Raw genomic sequence first — 17,430 nt, forward strand, 5'->3', positions numbered from 1 at the left:
CCGTCAGGCGCGGCGGCGATGCGCTCCTGCGGCGAGCGCGCGCAGCACGTCCTCGGTGCGCTCCCAGTCCATGCACTTGTCGGTCACGGACTGCCCGCGCACCAGGCCGGCGGGGCCCGCGTCGACGTCGAGGCGCTGCGCACCGGCGACCAGGTTGCTCTCGAGCATCACCCCGGCCACGGCCGCGCCGTCGACCGCGATCTGAGCGGCGAGCAGGGTGGCGACCTCGGCCTGGCGCACGTGGTCCTTGCCGGAGTTGCCATGGCTGGCGTCGATGAGCAGGCGCTGCGGGAGGTCGCTGGCCGCAAGGCGCTCGGTCGCGGTGCGCACCGGGCCCGGGCCCCAGTTCGGCCCGTCGGCCCCGCCGCGCAGGATGAGGTGGGCATCGGGGTTCCCGGTGGTGGAGACGAGATTCGCCAGCCCGTCGGCCCCGATGCCGAGGAAGGACTGCGGGGCGGAGGCCGCGGCGATCGCGTCCAGTGCGCTCTGGATCCCGCCGTCGGTGCCGTTCTTGAACCCGATCGGCATGGACAGCCCGGAGGCGAGCTGGCGGTGGATCTGGGACTCGGTGGTGCGGGCGCCGATCGCACCCCAGCTGATGAGGTCCGCGATGTACTGCGGGCTGATCGGCTCGAGGAACTCGGTCGCGGTGGGCAGGCCGAGCGCGGTGACGTCGTGCAGGAAGGTGCGAGCGCGGCGCAGTCCGGTGGCGATGTCGTGGCTGCCGTTCAGGTGCGGGTCGTTGATCAGGCCCTTCCAGCCCACGGTGGTGCGGGGCTTCTCGAAGTAGGTGCGCATCACCAGCAGCAGCTCCTCCCCCAGCTCGGCCTGGAGCGCGGCGAGGCGGCGGGCGTAGTCCAGACCGGCCTCGGGGTCGTGGATCGAGCAGGGGCCGACGACGACGAGCAGGCGGTCGTCGGTGCCCTCGAGCACCTCGCGCACCCGTGCACGATGCTGGGCGATCTGCGCGGCGGCGGCGGGGGCCAGCGGCAGCTCGGCGAGCAGCTCGGCCGGGGTGGGCAGCGGGGTGAAGCTCGCGATGTGACGGTCAGCGGCGGGGGCGGTGGCGAGAGCGGTCATGGGTCCTGTCCTGTGGTGAGGGGCGGACCCGATGCTCGGAACCTGCGCAGAGCCCGCCGGGGAATGGCGAAGGGCAGAGCATCTGCTCTGCCCTGGTCGGCTCTGGAGGGTCGGTGACGCTATACGGTCGCCGGCCCCTCCGGAGCCGACCTCGCATAGATGAACCGACGATTCTGCATGGCGGAGACAGTACACGCTGACCCGCGGGACGCAAGCGCGGTCCGGGTGGCGGGCAGCGGGCGCCCGCCGTGCCTGCTCAGGCGGAGCGTCGGCCCATGGCTTTCGCGGGTGGACGGGCCTACGGTGGGAGGAGGTCCGCCGACGAGCCCCGCCGGCGGTCGCTCGTCGAGGAGGATCGCGTCATGCCCAGCACCGTCGCCCAGAAGCTCATCACCGCTCATCTCGTGGAGGGGACGCCCGAGCCCGGCGCCGAGATCGGGCTGCGGGTGGACCAGACCCTCACCCAGGACGCCACCGGCACCATGGTGATGCTCGAGCTGGAGGCGATGGGCCTGGATCGGATCCGCACCGAGCTGTCGGTGCAGTACGTCGACCACAACCTGCTGCAGACGGATGAGAAGAACCCCGACGACCACCTGTTCCTGCAGTCCGCGGCGGAGCGCTTCGGGCTGTGGTTCTCGAAGGCCGGCAACGGCGTCTCCCATCCCGTCCACCAGGCGCACTTCGGCCGGCCCGGCGCGCTGCTGATCGGTTCGGACTCCCACACCTGCGCCGCCGGGGCCCTGGGCATGCTGGCGATCGGCGTGGGCGGGCTCGAGATCGCGATGGCGATGGCCGGGCAGCCGCTGTACGTGAGCATGCCCGAGGTCTGGGGCGTGGAGCTGACGGGCACCCTGCCGGACTGGGTCAGCGCGAAGGACGTGGTGCTGGAGATGCTGCGCCGCCACGGGGTCAGCGGCGGCGTGGGCCGCATCATCGAGTACCACGGCGAGGGCCTCGCACAGCTCACCGCGATGGACCGCCACGTCATCGCCAACATGGGTGCCGAGCTGGGGGCGACCGCGACCGTCTTCCCGGCCGACGACGCCGCCCGCTCCTATCTCGAGGCCGTGGGCCGCGGCGACCAGTTCGAGCGCTGGGAGGCCGACGAGGGCGCGGAGTACGACCACACCGAGCACATCGACCTCTCCGGGCTGGAACCGCTGATCGCGATGCCCTCCTCCCCCGGCAACGTGGTCACCGTCGCCTCCGTGGCCGGGGAGGACGTCTCCCAGGTGGTGGTCGGCTCCTCGGCGAACCCGGGGCTGCGGGACTTCGCGGTGGTCGCCGAGATCCTCGGGGGACGACAGATCGCCCACGGCCTCTCCCTGGACATCAACCCCACCACCCGGGAGGTGCTCGCGGACCTGATCTCCGGCGGCTGGCTGGGGTCGCTGGTCGGCGCGGGCGCCCGCATCCACCAGTCCGGCTGCATGGGCTGCATCGGGATGGGGCAGGCTCCCGCCAGCGGCCGCAACTCCCTGCGCACCATGCCGCGGAACTTCCCCGGCCGCTCCGGCACCGAGGAGGACGCCGTCTGGCTGTGCTCCCCCGAGACCGCCGCCGCCGCGGCCCTGACCGGGAAGATCACCGATCCGCGCACCCTCGAGGACAGCCACGACCTCGCCTGTCCGCGCCCCGCGATGCCCGCGTCCTACTCGACGGTGGACGGCATGCTGATGGCGCCGCTGCCGCCGGAGGAGGCCGCGGAGGTGGAGCTGGTCAAGGGGCCGAACATCTCCACCCTGCCGGACTTCTCCCCCGTCGAGGACGATCTGCGGATGCCGGCCCTGCTGGTGATGGGTGATGACGTCTCCACCGACGAGATCATGCCGGCCGGTTCCCGGGTGCTGCCCTTCCGCTCCAACATCCCCAAGATCGCCGAGTTCTCCTTCACCCGGATCGACGAGACCTACCCCGAGCGGGCCCGCGAGGCAGGCACCGGGCACGTGGTGCTCGCCGGGAAGAACTACGGGCAGGGCTCCTCCCGCGAGCATGCGGTGATCGCCCCGCGCTACCTGGGGCTGCGCGCCGTGATCGCGGTGAGCTTCGCACGGATCCACTGGCAGAACCTCGCCAACTTCGGGATCATCCCGCTGGAGTTCGAGGACCCCGCCGACCTCGAGGCGGCCTCCGCCGGCGACGAGGTGGTGCTCGAGGGCATCCATGAGGCGCTGCGCGAGGGCGGTGCGCTGCACGGGACGATCGGCGGGCGCGAGGTGGCGCTGACCCACCGGCTCTCCCCGCGCCAGGTGGACATGGTGCTCGCCGGAGGGCGGATCCCGCTGGCGGCGCAGGCGATGTGAGGGGCGGGGGTCGGACCGAGCCGGCCGGTCGGTCACGACTCTTTACGGGGCACGTGAAGGAGCGGAGGATGGGTCCTGCCCGTCCGGTCCCGTGGGCACGCCGACGGTCGAAGGAGATCGTTCCATGCCTCGCAACGTCTTCGTCCTCGGACTCGATCAGCACAACCTCGAGATCCTGCGCCGTCTTCCCGGCGCCGTCGACCTCACCTTCCACGGTCTGCTGCCCCGCCGGCAGCTGCAGGGCGCTGTGATCGATGTGCCGGAGCTGCTGTACCGGGCGGAGACGGAGCTCGACGCCTTCGACGGCTCCGTGGACGCCATCGTGAGCTTCTGGGACTTCCCCATGGTGACCATGGTGCCGATCCTCTGCGCGCGCCGGGGTCTGCCCGCCCCCACCCTGGAGTCCGTGCTGCGCTGCGAGCACAAGTACTGGTCCCGCCTCATCCAGCGCGGTGCGATCGACGAGGTCCCCGCCTTCGGGCTGCTGGATCCCGACGTCCCCGGGCCGGTGCTGCCGGAGGGGATGCGGTACCCGGTGTGGATCAAACCCATCAACTCCGCCTCCTCCGAGGGGGCGTACCTGCTCACGGATGACGGCGACCTGCACCGGCGCCTGCCCGAGGTGCGTGCCGTGATCGACCGCCTGGGCCGGCCGTTCCAGGAGGTGATGGAGATGGCGGAGCTCCCCGCGGAGATCGCGGGCCTCGGTGAACGGGTGTGCCTGGTCGAGGAGGCCGTGACGGGTCACCAGATGACCGTCGAGGGTTTCAGCCACGACGGGGTGGTGGTGATCTACGGCGCCGTCGACTCCTTCGACTACCCCGGCAGCTCGAGCTTCCTGCGCTACCAGTACCCCTCGCGCGTGCCGTGGCCCGTGCAGGAGCGCCTGGCCGACCTCTCCCGCCGCGTCATCGCGGCCGCGGGCCTGACCCGATCCACCTTCAACATCGAGTTCTTCTGGGACCCGGCCACCGGAGCGGTGCACCTGCTCGAGGTCAACGCCCGCCACTCGCAGTCCCATGCGCTGATGTTCGAGATGGTCGACGGCGTCTCCAACCACCAGGTGATGATCGACATCGCCTTCGGCCGCACCCCGCAGCTGTCCCATCGGGCCGGTGACCACGCGGTGGCCGCCAAGTGGTACCTGCGCCGCTTCGGCGACGGGATCGTCCGCTCGGTGCCCACCGCCGAACAGGTCGCCGAGCTCGAGCGGACGCTGCCGGGCACCCGCGTCGAGATCACGGCCGTCCCCGGCGAGCGGCTGTCGGAGCGGCTGTACGAGGACGGCTACAGCAGCGTCCTGGCCACCATCCACACCGGCGGGGCCGCCGAGGAGCAGATCACGCAGGCCTTCCAGCACTGCGTCGGGACCCTGGCGTTCGAGATCGACGAGGTGAGGACCCCATGAGGACGCTCGAGACCTTCCCGCACGCGGTCCAGGAGACCCAGCACCTGTGGATCCCGATGACCGACGGGACCCGGCTCGCCGCGCGGCTGTGGCGGCCGTTCTCCTCCGATGCCGATCCGGTCCCGGGGGTGCTGGAGCTGATCCCCTACCGGCAGCGGGATCTCACGGCCCAGCGCGATTCGATCCATCACCCGTACCTGGCGGGACACGGCTATGCCTGTCTGCGTGTGGACCTGCGCGGCAGCGGCAACTCCGAGGGCGTGCTGACCGACGAGTATCTCGACCAGGAGCTGACCGACGCCGAGGAGATCCTCGCCTGGCTGGCCGCCCAGCCCTGGTGCTCCGGCCGCACCGGGATGATGGGCATCTCCTGGGGCGGGTTCAACGCACTGCAGGTCGCGGCCCGTCGGCCCCCGAGCCTGGGAGCGGTCATCAGCTGCAGCTCCACCGACGACCGGTACACCGATGACGTGCACTACATGGGCGGCTGCCTGCTCACCGACAACCTCTCCTGGGCCTCGACGATGTTCGCCTACAACGCCTGCCCCCCGGATCCCGCGATCGTGGGCGAGGCGTGGCGCGGGATGTGGCGCGACCGGCTCGAGGGCAGCGGACTGTGGCTGGAGACCTGGCTGCGCCATCAGCGTCGCGACGACTACTGGAAGCACGGCTCGGTCAACGAGGACTACTCCGCGATCGAGGTGCCGGTGATGGCCGTCAGCGGCTGGGCCGACGGGTACTCCAACTCCGTGTTCCGCCTGCTGGAGAACCTCTCCGCGCCCGTGCGCGGGCTGATCGGCCCGTGGAGCCACAAATACCCCCACCTGGGTGAGCCCGGTCCCGCCATCGGGTTCCTGCAGGAGGCGGTCCGCTGGTGGGACCACTGGCTCAAGGGCGATCGGCGCAACGGGGCGATGGACGGCCCGGCCCTGACGATCTGGATGCAGGACTCCGCTCCCCCCGCGACCACCTACGAGCAGCGCCCCGGCCGCTGGGTGGGGGAACCGACCTGGCCCAGCGAGAACGTCGTGCCCACGCGGTTCCCGCTGGGCTTCTACTCCCTCCACGCTCCTGGCGAGGAGGTGCGCCACAGCGATCCGCGCTCGGTCCGCTCCCCGCTGTCGGTGGGCCAGTTCGCCGGCAAATGGTGCTCCTACAACGCTCCCCCGGACATGCCCTACGACCAGCGCGAGGAGGACGGCGGCTCGCTCGTGTTCACCAGCCGCCCGCTCACCGAGACCCTCGAGCTGCTGGGCGCCGCGGAGGTCGAACTGGACCTGTCGGTCGACCAGCCCTGCGCGCAGCTCATCGTCCGTCTGTCGGATATCGGCCCGGACGGAGAAGCCACCCGCATCAGTTACGGCGTCCTGAACCTCACGCACCATCGCGGCTCGGACGCCCCCGAGGACCTGGTCCCCGGACAGCGCCACGTCGCCCGCCTGCCCCTGAACGGCATGGCGCAGTCGTTCCCGCCCGGTCACCAGCTGCGGCTGTCCGTCTCGACCTCCTACTGGCCGGTGGTGTGGCCCCCGCCGCAGCCCGTGCGGATGACCATCCATCCGCTGAGCAGCGCCCTGGTGCTCCCGGTGCGTCAGCGCCCGGACGAGGAGATCATCCCGGAGTTCGAGGAGGCCGAGGGCGCGGCACCGCTGCGCGCCACGCAGCTGGCCATGGGCGCGCAGGACTGGCAGGTCAGCCGCAATATGGTGGATCTCTCGGGCCGGCTCGAGGTGGTCAAGGATCTCGGGACCGTCCGCTTCGAGGACATCGACCTGGAGGTGCGGCGCCGCGCCCGCGAGACCTACAGCTTCATCGCCCGGGACGTCCATTCCATGCGCGGGGAGACGCTGTGGGAGGTGGGCTTCGCGCGGGGGGACTGGTCCGCGCACGCCACCACCCGCACCGTGCTGACCTCCACGGCGACCGATTTCCACGTCTACGCCGAGCTGGACGCCTGGGAGGGCACCGAGCGCGTGCACTCGCAGACCTGGAGCACCTCGATCCCTCGTGACCACGTGTGAGTCACTGAACCGGATGACAACCGCGAGCTCGATGCCCCCATTGACCGACCCCTGGCCTCGGTCCTAAACTCCCGGTACCGCAGGATTGTGACTCTACAGAGGCAAGACCTGACCACCCCTCATTTCCCTGGGGTTTCTCATGTCCACCACTGCTCCTCCTGCCCCCGCCGACGCTCCGCGCACGCTGCGCGACCGGCTCGGCTCCCCCTTCAAGCAGGCCCAGAAGGTCGGCAAGGCCTTCATGCTGCCGATCGCCATCCTTCCCGCCGCCGGTCTCCTGCTCGGCGTGGGCGGTGCCCTGTCGAACCCGACCACGGTCGCCACCTACCCGATCCTCGACCACACGATCCTGCAGGCCGTCTTCACCGTCATGGCCGACGCCGGCACCGTCGTCTTCGGCAACCTCGCCCTGCTGCTCTCGATCGGCCTGTGCATCGGCCTGGCGAAGCGGGACAAGGGCACCGCCGCCCTGGCCGGTATCGTCGGCTATCTCGTGATGACCGGCTCCACCGCCTCGCTGTTGAAGATCTTCGACCCCGAGGGGCCGGCGATCGACACCGGCATCGTCGGCGCCCTGGTGATCGGCGCCCTCGCCGTGTGGCTGCACAACCGCTACCACAACATCCAGCTCCCCCAGGTGCTGGGCTTCTTCGGCGGCTCCCGCTTCGTCCCGATCATCGTGTCGCTGGTCGCGATCCCCGTGGGCGCGCTGTTCTTCCTGATCTGGCCGCCGGTGCAGGAGGCCCTGGTCAGCGCTGGTCAGGGCATCGCCGGACTGGGTCCCTTCGGCACCTTCCTCTACGGCTTCCTGCTGCGCCTCTCCGGGGCCGTGGGCCTGCACCACATGATCTACCCGATGTTCTGGTACACCCCTCTGGGAGGCACCGAGACCGTCGCCGGCACCACCATCTCCGGGGCGCAGAACATCTTCTTCGCCCAGCTCGCCGATCCGAGCCACACGGGTCTGTACACCGAGGGCACGAAGTACTTCGCCGGCCGCTTCGCGACGATGATGTTCGGCCTGCCCGGCGCCTGCCTGGCGATGTATCACTGCGTGCCCAAGGGACGCCGTGCGAAGCTCATGGGTCTGTTCCTCGGCGTGGCCCTGACCTCGTTCATCACCGGCATCACCGAGCCGATCGAGTACATGTTCCTGTTCGTGGCGCCGCTGCTGTACGTGTTCCACGCGGTCCTGGACGGCTTCTCGTTCCTCATCGCGGACCTGCTGCAGATCCGCATCGGCAACACCTTCTCCGGCGGCGCGATCGACTTCCTGCTGTTCGGTGTGTTCCAGGGCGAGGCCCGCACGCACTGGCTGTACGTGATCCCGGTGGGTCTGATCTGGTTCGGGCTGTACTACGTCTCGTTCCGCTTCTTCATCACCAAGTTCAACCTCAAGACCCCGGGCCGTACGGATGAGGAGGTCGCGGAGGCCGCGGCCGACGGGGCCGCTTCCGGCACCGCCGCCCCGGCAGCCGCCGCTCCGGCGGGCGACAAGCAGGCCACCGCCCGGGCCACCTCGCTGCAGATCATCGAGGCGCTCGGGGGGCAGGAGAACCTCGAGGACGTCGATGCCTGCATCACCCGTCTGCGCGTCTCCGTGCACGACCCGGACAAGGTCGACAAGCAGGCGCTCAAGCACCTCGGCGCGGTCGACGTGCTCGAGGTCGCCGGCGGCGTCCAGGCCATCTACGGCGGCAGGGCCGTCATCTACAAGAGCCACATCAACGAGATCATCGGTCACGACGACTGATGCTGGGCGACGTGCTGGCCAGGAACGAGCCGGCAGGAGACCAGCCAGAAATGCAGAGTCTGATCGAGAGAGGAACCGCCCCATGTTCGGACTGAACCGCAAGAAGAAGGCCCCGTCGGCGGAGCAGATCACCGCGCCGGTGCGCGGCACCCTGCTGCCGATGGAGAAGGTCCCCGATCCGGCGTTCTCCGGCGGGCTGCTGGGCCCCGGCTTCGCCGTGGACCCGGCCGACGGGACGATCGTGGCCCCGGTGGCGGGCACGATCGTCACCGTCCCCGACACCCGGCACGCCGTCGGGCTGCGCACCCCGGGCGGTGCCGAGCTGCTGATCCATGTCGGGGTGGACACCGTGACCCTGAAGGGCGAGGGCTTCACCGCCCGGTGCGCCGAGGGCGACTCCGTCGAGGCCGGCGCCGTGCTCCTCGAGGTCGATCTCGAGGCGATCCGGGATCGGGTCCCCTCGCTGGTCACTCCGGTGATCGTCACCAACGCCGGCGATCTGGTGGTCTCCGAGGCGGATCTGTCCGCCGTGTTCGGGCAGACGGTCCTGAGGATCTCCGCGCCATGAGCGAGGGCACCGGCCGCTTCGTCGTCCAGCGCGTGCACAACAACAACGTGGTGCTCGCGCTGGACGGCCGGGAGCGCTCGGTCGTGATCACCGGACCGGGCGTCGGCTTCGGGATGGCCCGCGGCAGGGTGCTGGATCCCGCGAAGGTCGAGAACGTGTACGTGCCGGAGAACGCGGCACGGGCGCAGGTCGCCGCGGACACCCTGGCCGCGATCCCTGCCGAGGTGCTGGAGACGGCGCGCGCCATCGTCCTCGCCTTCGACCGGGCGATGGAGCGGCCTCGCTCGGATGCGCTGCTGGTGCCGGTGGCCGATCACCTCCACCAGGCGCTGCGCCGCGCCGCACAGGGCGTGGAGATCGAGATGCCGCTGGTGTGGGAGGTGCGCAACCTCTACCCGCGCGAGACCCGGCTCGGCCAGGAGACGCTCGCTCTGGTCACCGACCGGCTCGGGGTGCAGCTGCCGCCGGAGGAGGCCACCGCCTTCGCGCTGCACTTCGTGAGCGTGAGCTTCTCCCACCAGACCATCGACCGCACGGTGCTGATGACGCAGTCGCTGACGGACATCTTCGGCCTGGTGGACGCCTCCCGCGGCGAGCCGCTGGATCAGCAGGGCGCGGCAGCCGCCCGCTTCGTCGCCCATCTGCGCTACCTCTTCACCCGGCTGGCCGAGGGCCGTGAGGTCGCCGATGCCCCGCAGCTGCTGCGCGACGCCCTGGAGGACGGTCTGCCGGAGGCGATGACCCTCGCCCGAGCGATCTCCGCCCAGCTCGAGGAGTCCTGGGGACACCCGCTCAGCTCGAGCGAGACCGCCTATATCGCCCTGCACGTCCATCGTCTGCTCGCGGAGACCGGCGATGCGCAGTCCCCGGAAGGATCATCTGCATGAACCCGCTGGTCACCGCCCTTGAAGGCTCCCTGATCGTCTCCTGCCAGGCCTATCCCGGTGAGGCGATGCGCGATCCGCGCACCATGGCCCAGGTCGCCTCCGCCGTGCAGACCGGAGGGGCCTCCGCGGTGCGCGCCCAGGGCCTCGAGGACATCCGCGCCGTGAAGGCGGCAGTGGACGTGCCGGTCATCGGGATCTGGAAGGACGGCGCCGAGGGCGTGTTCATCACCCCCACCCTCGAGCACTGCCTCGCCGTGATCGAGGCGGGGGCGGACATCCTCGCCGTGGACGGCACCCTGCGGCCCCGTCCCGACGGGCGCAGCCTCGCCGAGACCGTCGCAGGTGTGCGCGAGGTCTTCGACGGTCCGCTGATGGCCGACTGCGACAGCGCGGAATCGGCGCTCGCCGCTGCGGAGCTGGGCGTCGAGATCATCGGGACCACCCTCGCGGGGTACACCGGGGCGCGGGAGAAGACCGACGGTCCGGACCTGGAGCTGCTGGCGGAGCTCGCCGGGACGCTGCCGGCCACCAGCGTGCTGGTCGCCGAGGGGCGCGTGCACAGCCCCGCCCAGGCTGCGGCGGCGAAGTCGACCGGCGCGTTCGCCGTGGTCGTCGGCACCGCGATCACGCACCCCAGCACGATCACCACCTGGTTCCGGGACGCTGTCGCCGGAGCATAGGGACGCTGGGCCCCGCTCCGACCGGCAGGTCAGGCGCATCGGACGCTGCCGACCTACACTCGGGACCACCGCGCGCCACCGGCGCGCACCCTCGATACAGGAGGTTGGCGATGAGCGCTGACGAGAAGTTCGAGAACGCGAAGGACAAGCTGGGCGGCCAGGCCAAGGAAGGCTTCGGCAAGGTCTCCGGCGACAAGGAGACCGAGACCGAGGGCCAGGCCCAGCAGGGCAAGGCCGAGGCCAAGGACAAGCTCCAGGACGCCCGTGACACCGTCAAGGGCGCGGCCGAGGGGATGTTCGGCGACAAGGACAAGGACAAGCGGGGCTGACCCGGCCACCAGATTCCTGCCGCATGTGAGGGTGGAGCGCCGTATGGGCGTCCCACCCTCATGTGCGTCGGAGTACCGATGGGGCCGAGCGCGGCACGAGGACGTGACAGCGACAGGGTGACAGCCCCGCCCGCGAGGAGCACGATGGGGGCCGGACCAGCGAGAGGATCCCGTCATGACGCAGCGCGTGCGCGTCCAGAGCTTCGGCGTCTCCCGCGACGGCATCGGCGCCGGCCAGGAGCAGACCCGGCAGCGGCCCTTCGGTCATGTCGACCCCGGAGAGCTGATGGCCTGGGCCTTCGAGACCGCGCACTTCCCCGGTCGCACGGCTCCGGGCGGCAGCCGAGGGGTGGAGGACCGGCTGACCCGTGACTTCGCCCAGGGCATCGGTGCCGAGATCATGGGTCGGCACAAGTTCGGCCCGCAGCGCGGCCCCTGGCCGGATGACGGCTGGACGGGCTGGTGGGGCGAGGAGCCGCCGTTCCACACCCCGGTGTTCGTGCTCACCCACCACCCGCGGCCCCCGCTGACCGTCGGGGAGACCACCTTCCATTTCGTGGACGCCGCTCTGGCCGAGGCACTGGCGCTGGCGAAGGCAGCCGCCGACGGGAAGGACGTGCGCATCGGCGGCGGCGTCACCACGCTGCGCGAGTTCCTCGAGGCGGATCTCATCGACGAGATGCACGTGGCGATCGCGCCGCTCGAGTACGGGACCGGGCTGCGGCTGTGGGAGCGTCCCGAGGAGCTCGAGGACCGCTTCCACCTCGAGCGGATCACCGCGCCGAGCGGCGTCGAGCACTGCTTCTTCTGGCGACGGTGAGGACGGCGGCGGCCCCGGCCTGACCGCGGCGCCCCACTCCCCCGGTGCCCCTCCGCGCGCGTCACCGAGCGCCCCGCCCTGCGCCGCCGGATACCCCGCCCTGCGTCACCGGACACCCCTGCGCCGCCGGATACCCGGCCCGCGCCACCAGAATCCCGCCCCGGGTGAGGGTCGAACGCTCCACAGCCGTTTGGACGCTCGTATTCGTCAGATTCCCGGTGGCGCCCCTGTGGCCGGAGCGGCACGGGGTCAGCCGCCCGTCACCTCCACCCGCAGCACCCGGTCCCCGTTCGGCGCGGGGTCGCCCCGGCCGTCGGTGGTGTTGGTGAGCACGCACAGCGATCCGTCGGGCGCGATCACCGCGTCGCGCAGGCGTCCCACCTCCTCCACCAGCAGCTCGGTCTGCGCCTGCGGATCCGCGAGCGGCACTGCGCGCAGCCGCTGCCCGCGCAGGCAGGCGATGAAGACGGTGCCGTCCTGGATCGCGATGCCGCTGGGGCTCGCCTCCGCCGGCGACCACTGCAGGAGCGGATCGGTCAGCCCCTCCTGGCCGCCGATGCCCTCGACGTCGGGCCAGCCGTAGTTCGCACCAGGTTCGATGAGGTTCAGCTCGTCCCAGGTGTTCTGCCCGAATTCGCTGGCCACCAGCTGCCCGTCCGCGGTCCAGGCGAGGCCCTGCGGGTTGCGGTGGCCGTAGCTGAACACCGGCGAGCCGGGGAAGGGGTTGTCCTCGGGCACGGCGCCGTCGGGCGTGAGTCGCAGGATCTTGCCGGCGAGGGAGTCGGGGTCCTGGGCGGCGCGCCGGTCCCCCGCATCGCCCGTGGTCGCGAAGAGCATCCCGCCCGGACCGATCTTCAGACGCCCGCCGTTGTGATTCGCGGCCGACGGGATGCCGTCGAGCAGCACCTCGGGCGCACCGAGCGCCAGCTGCCCGGGCGCCCCGGCGAGGGCGCGGCGCTCGATGCGGTTGCCGCTGTCGGTGGTGGCGTAGGAGAACAGCATCCCCTCGTGCGCGGCCAGACCCAGCAGGCCACCCTCCCCGCCGGGGGTGACACCGTCGATCACGCCGACCTCACGAGTGGCGCCGTCGGTAGTGAGCTCGAGGACCCGGGCGGTGTCACGCTCGCTGAGCAGCGACGTCTGCCCGTGGAAGGCGATCGACCAGGGGGCCTGCAGGCCGGAGGTGAGGGTCTCGGTGTCGGCGGGTGCCGCCTCGGCACCCGGCTCGGGGCGGTCCGACGGCGCGGACCGCGAGGAGCCGGTGCAGGCGCTCAGCAGCCCCACGGCCACGAGCGGGACACTGCTCAGGAGAAGACGGCGAGACGTGGCCATGGCCCTCCCTCCGTCGGCGGCGCGGTGCTGCCATCCTTCCAGGTGAGAACGGACCCCGGAAGGGCGGCGCCCCGAGCGGGGCAGCTGGTTCAGCCGCCGGCGGGCTCCGCCTGCCGGCCGGAGTGCTGCTGGAAGGCGTCGAGGTTCCAGGCGGGGCGCGGGCTGTCGGGGCCGGTGTACGGCGCATCCCCCACCTGGGCCTGGAGCTCGGCGAGCTGGGCGCGCAGTTCCTCGAGCACCGTCGCATGGGCGGGATCGCCGGCGAGGTTGTGCAGCTCGGCGGGGTCGGCCTGCAGATCGTAGAGCTCGTACTCGCGCTCGAAGATCCGCGCGGAGGCGCCCGGGGCGCCGAGCCCGTCGCCGTAGTAGTCGATGTACTTCCACCGCGGGGTGCGGATCCCGTAGTGGGCGGGGGCGTGGTGCTCGGGGTCGTCGTGCTCCCAGTAGCGGTAGTAGACGGCCTGGGGCCAGTCCTCGACCTGCTCGCCGCGCAGCAGCGGCAGGAAGCTGCGGCCCTGCTGGTCCGGCAGCGCCTGGTCGGGGTCGAGGCCGGCGGCCTCCAGCAGCGTCGCGGCGATGTCGACGTTGGTGAGCATCTCGCTGACCTGCGAACCGGCCGGGATCTGCTGCGGCCAGCGCACCATCATCGGCATCTGCAGGGACTGGTCATACATCAGGCGCTTGTCGAACCAGCCGTGATCGCCGAGGAAGAACCCCTGATCGGAGGTGTAGACCACGATCGTGTCCTCAGCGATGCCGAGGGTCTCGAGGTGCTCGAGCACCCGCCCCATGCTGTCGTCGATCGCCTGGACCGTCTGCAGGTAGTCACGCATGTAGCGCTGGTAGTTCCAGCGCGCGCGCTCGTCCCGTCGCTCCGGGCCGCGCAGCTGTGGGGGCAGCTCCTCCTTGAGGTCGTCGGTCGTCAGATCGTCCGCGATGGACATGCGCACCCCCTGGATCGCGCGGGAGCGGGTGGAGTGGTCCTCCAGCAGGGTGTCCGGTTCCGGGATCGAGCCCAGCGGGTACAGGTCCGCGTGCCGGGGATGCGGCACCCAGGGCCGGTGCGGGGCCTTGTGGTGCAGCAGCAGGCACAGCGGCTGCTCGGGATGCTCGGAGCGCTGGTCCTCGAGCCAGTCGAGCGCCAGGTCGGTGACCGTGTCGGTCGCGTAGCCGGGGACCACGGCGCTGCCGTCCGGCCCGGTCATCTCCGCATCCCAGTAGGTGCCCTGGCCGGGGTAGATCCGCCAGTCGTCCAGGCCGCGGGGCAGCGCCGCCTCGCTCTCGCCCAGGTGCCATTTGCCGAACAGGCCGGTGCGGTACCCGGCCTGCTGCAGCGCCTCGGGGACGGTGGGCACCCGGTGGTCGAACTCGGTGTAGATCGTCGCGGCGCCGTTGACGTGGCTAAAGGTGCCGGTGAGGATGCTGGCCCGGGACGGGGTGCAGATCGAGTTCGTGCAGTACAGGGAGTCCAGCCGCGCCCCTTCGGCCGCGACGCGGTCCAGGTGCGGGGTGGAGTTCACGCAGCTGCCGTAGGCGGAGATCGCCTGGGCGGCGTGGTCGTCGGCGAGGACGAAGACGATATGGGGGCGCATGGCGGTCATCCCTTCCCGGGGTCGGCTGCGCGGCCCCGGCTCGGCGGCTGTGCTGCTGGATCCGCGTCGGTGCCGCTCGCCCGATGCGTGCCCTCGTCCAGGCCGCTCATCGAGGGGTCGTAGTCGACCCGCCCGATGTCGTACATCGAGGTCATCCAGTGGAAGAAGTTGTCGCCCCGGTCCCGCAGGCGGTGGTAGAGGTCGCGGAGCATCCGCTCGCGAACGGCACGCATCTCGGGGTGCTCATAGCGGTTGTGCAGCTCGTGGGGATCGAGCTCGAGGTCGTAGAGCTCGTTGACCGATTCGGGGTTGACCACCAGCTTGTACCGCTCGGTGCGCAGCATCCGCTGCGGGTGGGGGAAGTGGTGGCCGTGGAACTCGCACACGATCGCCTCGTCCCAGGCCACCTCCTCGCCGCGCACCAGCGGCAGCAGGGAGCGGGAATCCACCGCGGGCGCGGGGTCCAGCCCGCACCAGTCGAGCACGGTCGCGGTGGTGTCCAGCAGGCTCACGAACTCGCTGCGCACCTGCCCGGCAGGGGCGCCGGGCACCCGGATGATCCCGGCGGTGCGGTAGATGTCCTCGTACATCGCCGGGCCCTTGTCGTGCAGGCGGTGGGAGCCGGTGAACTCGCCGTGGTCGGAGCTGAACATGACGGCCGTGGAGTCGGTGAGGCCCAGCGCCTCCATCTCCGCGAGGACCCGGCCGATCTGCTCGTCGATCAGGGTCACGTACCCCTGGTAGACGGCGATGAGCTTGCGGGAGGCGGCCTCGCTCATGGTGTCGAAGGTCCAGTGCGCGGAGTAGTTCGCCTGCACCGGCGGTTTGCCGGCGAAGGTCTCCTGGATCGAGGCGGGCAGCTCGATCTGCTCCGGGTCGACCAGGTCGAAGTACTCGTCGGGGACGACGTACGGCAGGTGCGGGCCGAAGAAGTGCAGGGCGAGGTAGAACGGTGTCCCGTCGGCCGATTGCGTCGAGGCATAGGTGCGCAGCTGCTCGATCGCGCGGTCGGCGAGGTAGTGCTCGAAGGTCGCCTCGAGGGGTTGATGCAGCCGCGCCGCGAGCAGGTTGCCGGGCCCGCCGTTGGGCAGGGTGCCGCGCATCTGGTCGGAGATCTCGTAGGGCGGCAGGCCGCGCTCTTCGAGGTAGGCGAGGTAGTCGGGGTGGTCGACGGGGTTGTGCCAACCCGGCAGCTCGGCGCCGTCGAAACCGTAGTCGGCCCGCAGCTTCTCGGTGCCGGCATGCCATTTGCCCAGCAGCGCGCACCGGTAGCCGGCCTCGCGCAGGGCGCGGGAGAAGGTGAAGCTGCCCTCGGGCAGGTCCTCCTGGTAGCCGACGTTGCGCTCGAAGTTGGCCAGCACGCGGTGCCGGAACGGCGCGGCGCCGGTGAGCACGCTGGCGCGGGCGGGGGTGCAGATCGCCGTCGGCGTGTACCAGCGCTCGAAGCGGGTGCCGGAGGCGGCCAGGGCATCCAGGTGCGGGGTGCGAGCCAGCGGGTTGCCGTAGCAGCCCAGGGTGTCGGCCCGGTGCTGGTCGGTCAGCAGGAACAGGACGTTGCGCGGCCCGGTGGTGCCGGGCCGCGCAGCCTCCTGCACGGGATCGGGTCGGGTCACTCCCCCGCCTTGGTGAACAGATCGAAGAGGTAGTAGTCCGCCGGTGCGACGGGCTCGCCCTCGATCTTGTCGTTCTCCTTGTAGTAGTCGTTCATGGCGGTCAGCCAGGTCTCGATGGTGCCCTTCTCGATCAGGGCGTCCAGATCCGCGGCGGTGTAGTACTCCGCGTTCGAGGCGTCGACCGCGGCCGCCTCGGGATCTGCCTCGGTCATCGCCGCGGTCAGCTCGATGGTCTTGTCAAGGTTCTCGACGCGGAAGTCCATCGCCGCACGCAGCACCTTGATCACCGCGAGGGTCGCCTCCTCGTTCTCCACCGGGAAGTCGTTGGAGGTGACCATGACGTTGGGGAACTGCATGATCTCGGCGAAGTCGGAGTTCTGGGCGAGCTCCACCAGATCCGGCACCTGCTCCTTGATGTTGTCGATCATCGGGTACCAGATGCCGGCGGCGTCGACCTGACCGGAGGAGAAGGCGGCGACCACGGTGGGCGGGTCCATGGCGACCTTCTCGATGTCGTCCATGCTCATGCCGGCGGCGTCCAGGGCCAGTCGCACGATCATGTCGCCGCTGGTGCCCTCCGGGATCGCGACCTTCTTGCCGGCCAGGTCCTCCATCGAGTCGATGCCGGGCTGGGCGATGACGCGGTCGGCCTGCCCGGAGCCGTTGACGGTGACGACCTTGGCCTTGCCGGAGGCGGGGAGCCACATGGCGCCGGGGCCGATGTAGCCGAAGTCGATGTCACCGGTGCCCAGGGCCTGGATCTGCAGCGGGCCGTTGGTGAAGGTCTGCAGGGTGACGTTGACCCCGTTCTCCTCCCACAGGCCCTGGTCCTCGGCGATGGCCAGCAGGCTGGCGCCGTTGAAGTCGGGGATGTAGCCGTAGTTCACGTCCATGGTGCCGGACCCGCCGGACCCGCCGCAGGCGGCGAGCGTGGTCAGGGCGGGGACGGCGGCCATGCCGCCGAGGAGGGTGCGTCGCGAGAAGGTCATCGTGGGGTTCCAATCGGGTGGGACGGGCCCGGCGGCGGCTCTGCCGCCGGGG

Annotated in this window: 14 protein-coding genes; 9 read left to right on the forward strand and 5 right to left on the reverse strand. The window is 70.9% G+C overall.

From position 1 onward, the window contains the following. Positions 1–3 precede the first annotated feature (3 nt). Positions 4–1,080 carry a 3-deoxy-7-phosphoheptulonate synthase gene (locus CFK38_RS16550; protein ID WP_096804058.1) on the reverse strand — a complete coding sequence of 359 codons (1,077 nt, stop codon included), beginning with the start codon at positions 1,078–1,080 and terminating at the stop codon, positions 4–6. A 362-nt stretch (positions 1,081–1,442) separates the two neighbouring features. Between CFK38_RS16550 and CFK38_RS16555 the strand changes: the two genes are divergently transcribed. The 9 genes from CFK38_RS16555 to CFK38_RS16595 all read left to right on the forward strand — a co-directional run bounded on the left by CFK38_RS16555 (position 1,443) and on the right by CFK38_RS16595 (position 11,852). Beyond that, a complete protein-coding gene (locus CFK38_RS16555) occupies positions 1,443–3,386 on the forward strand; it encodes an aconitate hydratase (RefSeq protein WP_096804059.1) in 1,944 nt (647 codons plus the stop codon). Between the two features lie 124 nt (positions 3,387–3,510). After that, entirely contained in the window at positions 3,511–4,794 is a 1,284-nt protein-coding gene (locus CFK38_RS16560) for an ATP-grasp domain-containing protein (protein WP_096804060.1), read from the forward strand. After that, positions 4,791–6,815: a CocE/NonD family hydrolase gene (locus tag CFK38_RS16565; RefSeq protein ID WP_096804061.1), complete on the forward strand. Its 2,025-nt coding sequence runs from the start codon at positions 4,791–4,793 to the stop codon at positions 6,813–6,815. Before CFK38_RS16560 ends, CFK38_RS16565 begins: the two co-directional genes overlap by 4 nt. Positions 6,816–6,954: 139 nt before the next feature. Next, positions 6,955–8,568 (forward strand): PTS transporter subunit EIIC, encoded by a 1,614-nt coding sequence (locus tag CFK38_RS16570; RefSeq protein ID WP_096804062.1) that lies wholly within the window; start codon positions 6,955–6,957, stop codon positions 8,566–8,568. 82 nt (positions 8,569–8,650) lie between these two features. After that, positions 8,651–9,136, forward strand: coding sequence for a PTS sugar transporter subunit IIA (locus tag CFK38_RS16575; protein WP_096804063.1), 486 nt, complete (start codon positions 8,651–8,653; stop codon positions 9,134–9,136). Further along, entirely contained in the window at positions 9,133–10,023 is an 891-nt protein-coding gene (locus CFK38_RS16580) for a PRD domain-containing protein (protein WP_096804064.1), read from the forward strand. The genes CFK38_RS16575 and CFK38_RS16580 overlap by 4 nt, the downstream gene beginning before the upstream one ends. Continuing rightward, on the forward strand, positions 10,020–10,703 hold the full coding sequence (locus tag CFK38_RS16585; protein ID WP_096804065.1) for an N-acetylmannosamine-6-phosphate 2-epimerase: 684 nt from the start codon (positions 10,020–10,022) through the stop codon (positions 10,701–10,703). Before CFK38_RS16580 ends, CFK38_RS16585 begins: the two co-directional genes overlap by 4 nt. Positions 10,704–10,813: 110 nt before the next feature. Continuing rightward, complete coding sequence (locus tag CFK38_RS16590; RefSeq protein ID WP_096804066.1) at positions 10,814–11,032, forward strand: CsbD family protein; 219 nt, start codon at positions 10,814–10,816, stop codon at positions 11,030–11,032. A gap of 175 nt (positions 11,033–11,207) precedes the next feature. Beyond that, positions 11,208–11,852, forward strand: a complete 645-nt coding sequence (locus tag CFK38_RS16595; RefSeq protein WP_096804067.1) for a dihydrofolate reductase family protein — start codon at positions 11,208–11,210, stop codon at positions 11,850–11,852. A gap of 249 nt (positions 11,853–12,101) precedes the next feature. Here CFK38_RS16595 and CFK38_RS16600 read toward each other — a convergent pair whose 3' ends face one another. From CFK38_RS16600 to CFK38_RS16615, 4 genes are all read right to left on the reverse strand, one after another. Further along, on the reverse strand, positions 12,102–13,184 hold the full coding sequence (locus tag CFK38_RS16600; protein WP_096804068.1) for a PQQ-dependent sugar dehydrogenase: 1,083 nt from the start codon (positions 13,182–13,184) through the stop codon (positions 12,102–12,104). A gap of 89 nt (positions 13,185–13,273) precedes the next feature. After that, a complete protein-coding gene (locus tag CFK38_RS16605; protein WP_338025011.1) occupies positions 13,274–14,776 on the reverse strand; it encodes a sulfatase family protein in 1,503 nt (500 codons plus the stop codon). 5 nt (positions 14,777–14,781) lie between these two features. Continuing rightward, complete coding sequence (locus tag CFK38_RS16610) at positions 14,782–16,389, reverse strand: sulfatase family protein (protein ID WP_245851148.1); 1,608 nt, start codon at positions 16,387–16,389, stop codon at positions 14,782–14,784. Beyond that, positions 16,386–17,378, reverse strand: coding sequence for an aliphatic sulfonate ABC transporter substrate-binding protein (locus tag CFK38_RS16615; protein ID WP_096804071.1), 993 nt, complete (start codon positions 17,376–17,378; stop codon positions 16,386–16,388). The genes CFK38_RS16610 and CFK38_RS16615 overlap by 4 nt, the downstream gene beginning before the upstream one ends. Between the last annotated feature and the right edge of the window lie 52 nt (positions 17,379–17,430).

This window comes from Brachybacterium vulturis, from assembly GCF_002407185.1.
Lineage (GTDB): Bacteria > Actinomycetota > Actinomycetes > Actinomycetales > Dermabacteraceae > Brachybacterium > Brachybacterium vulturis.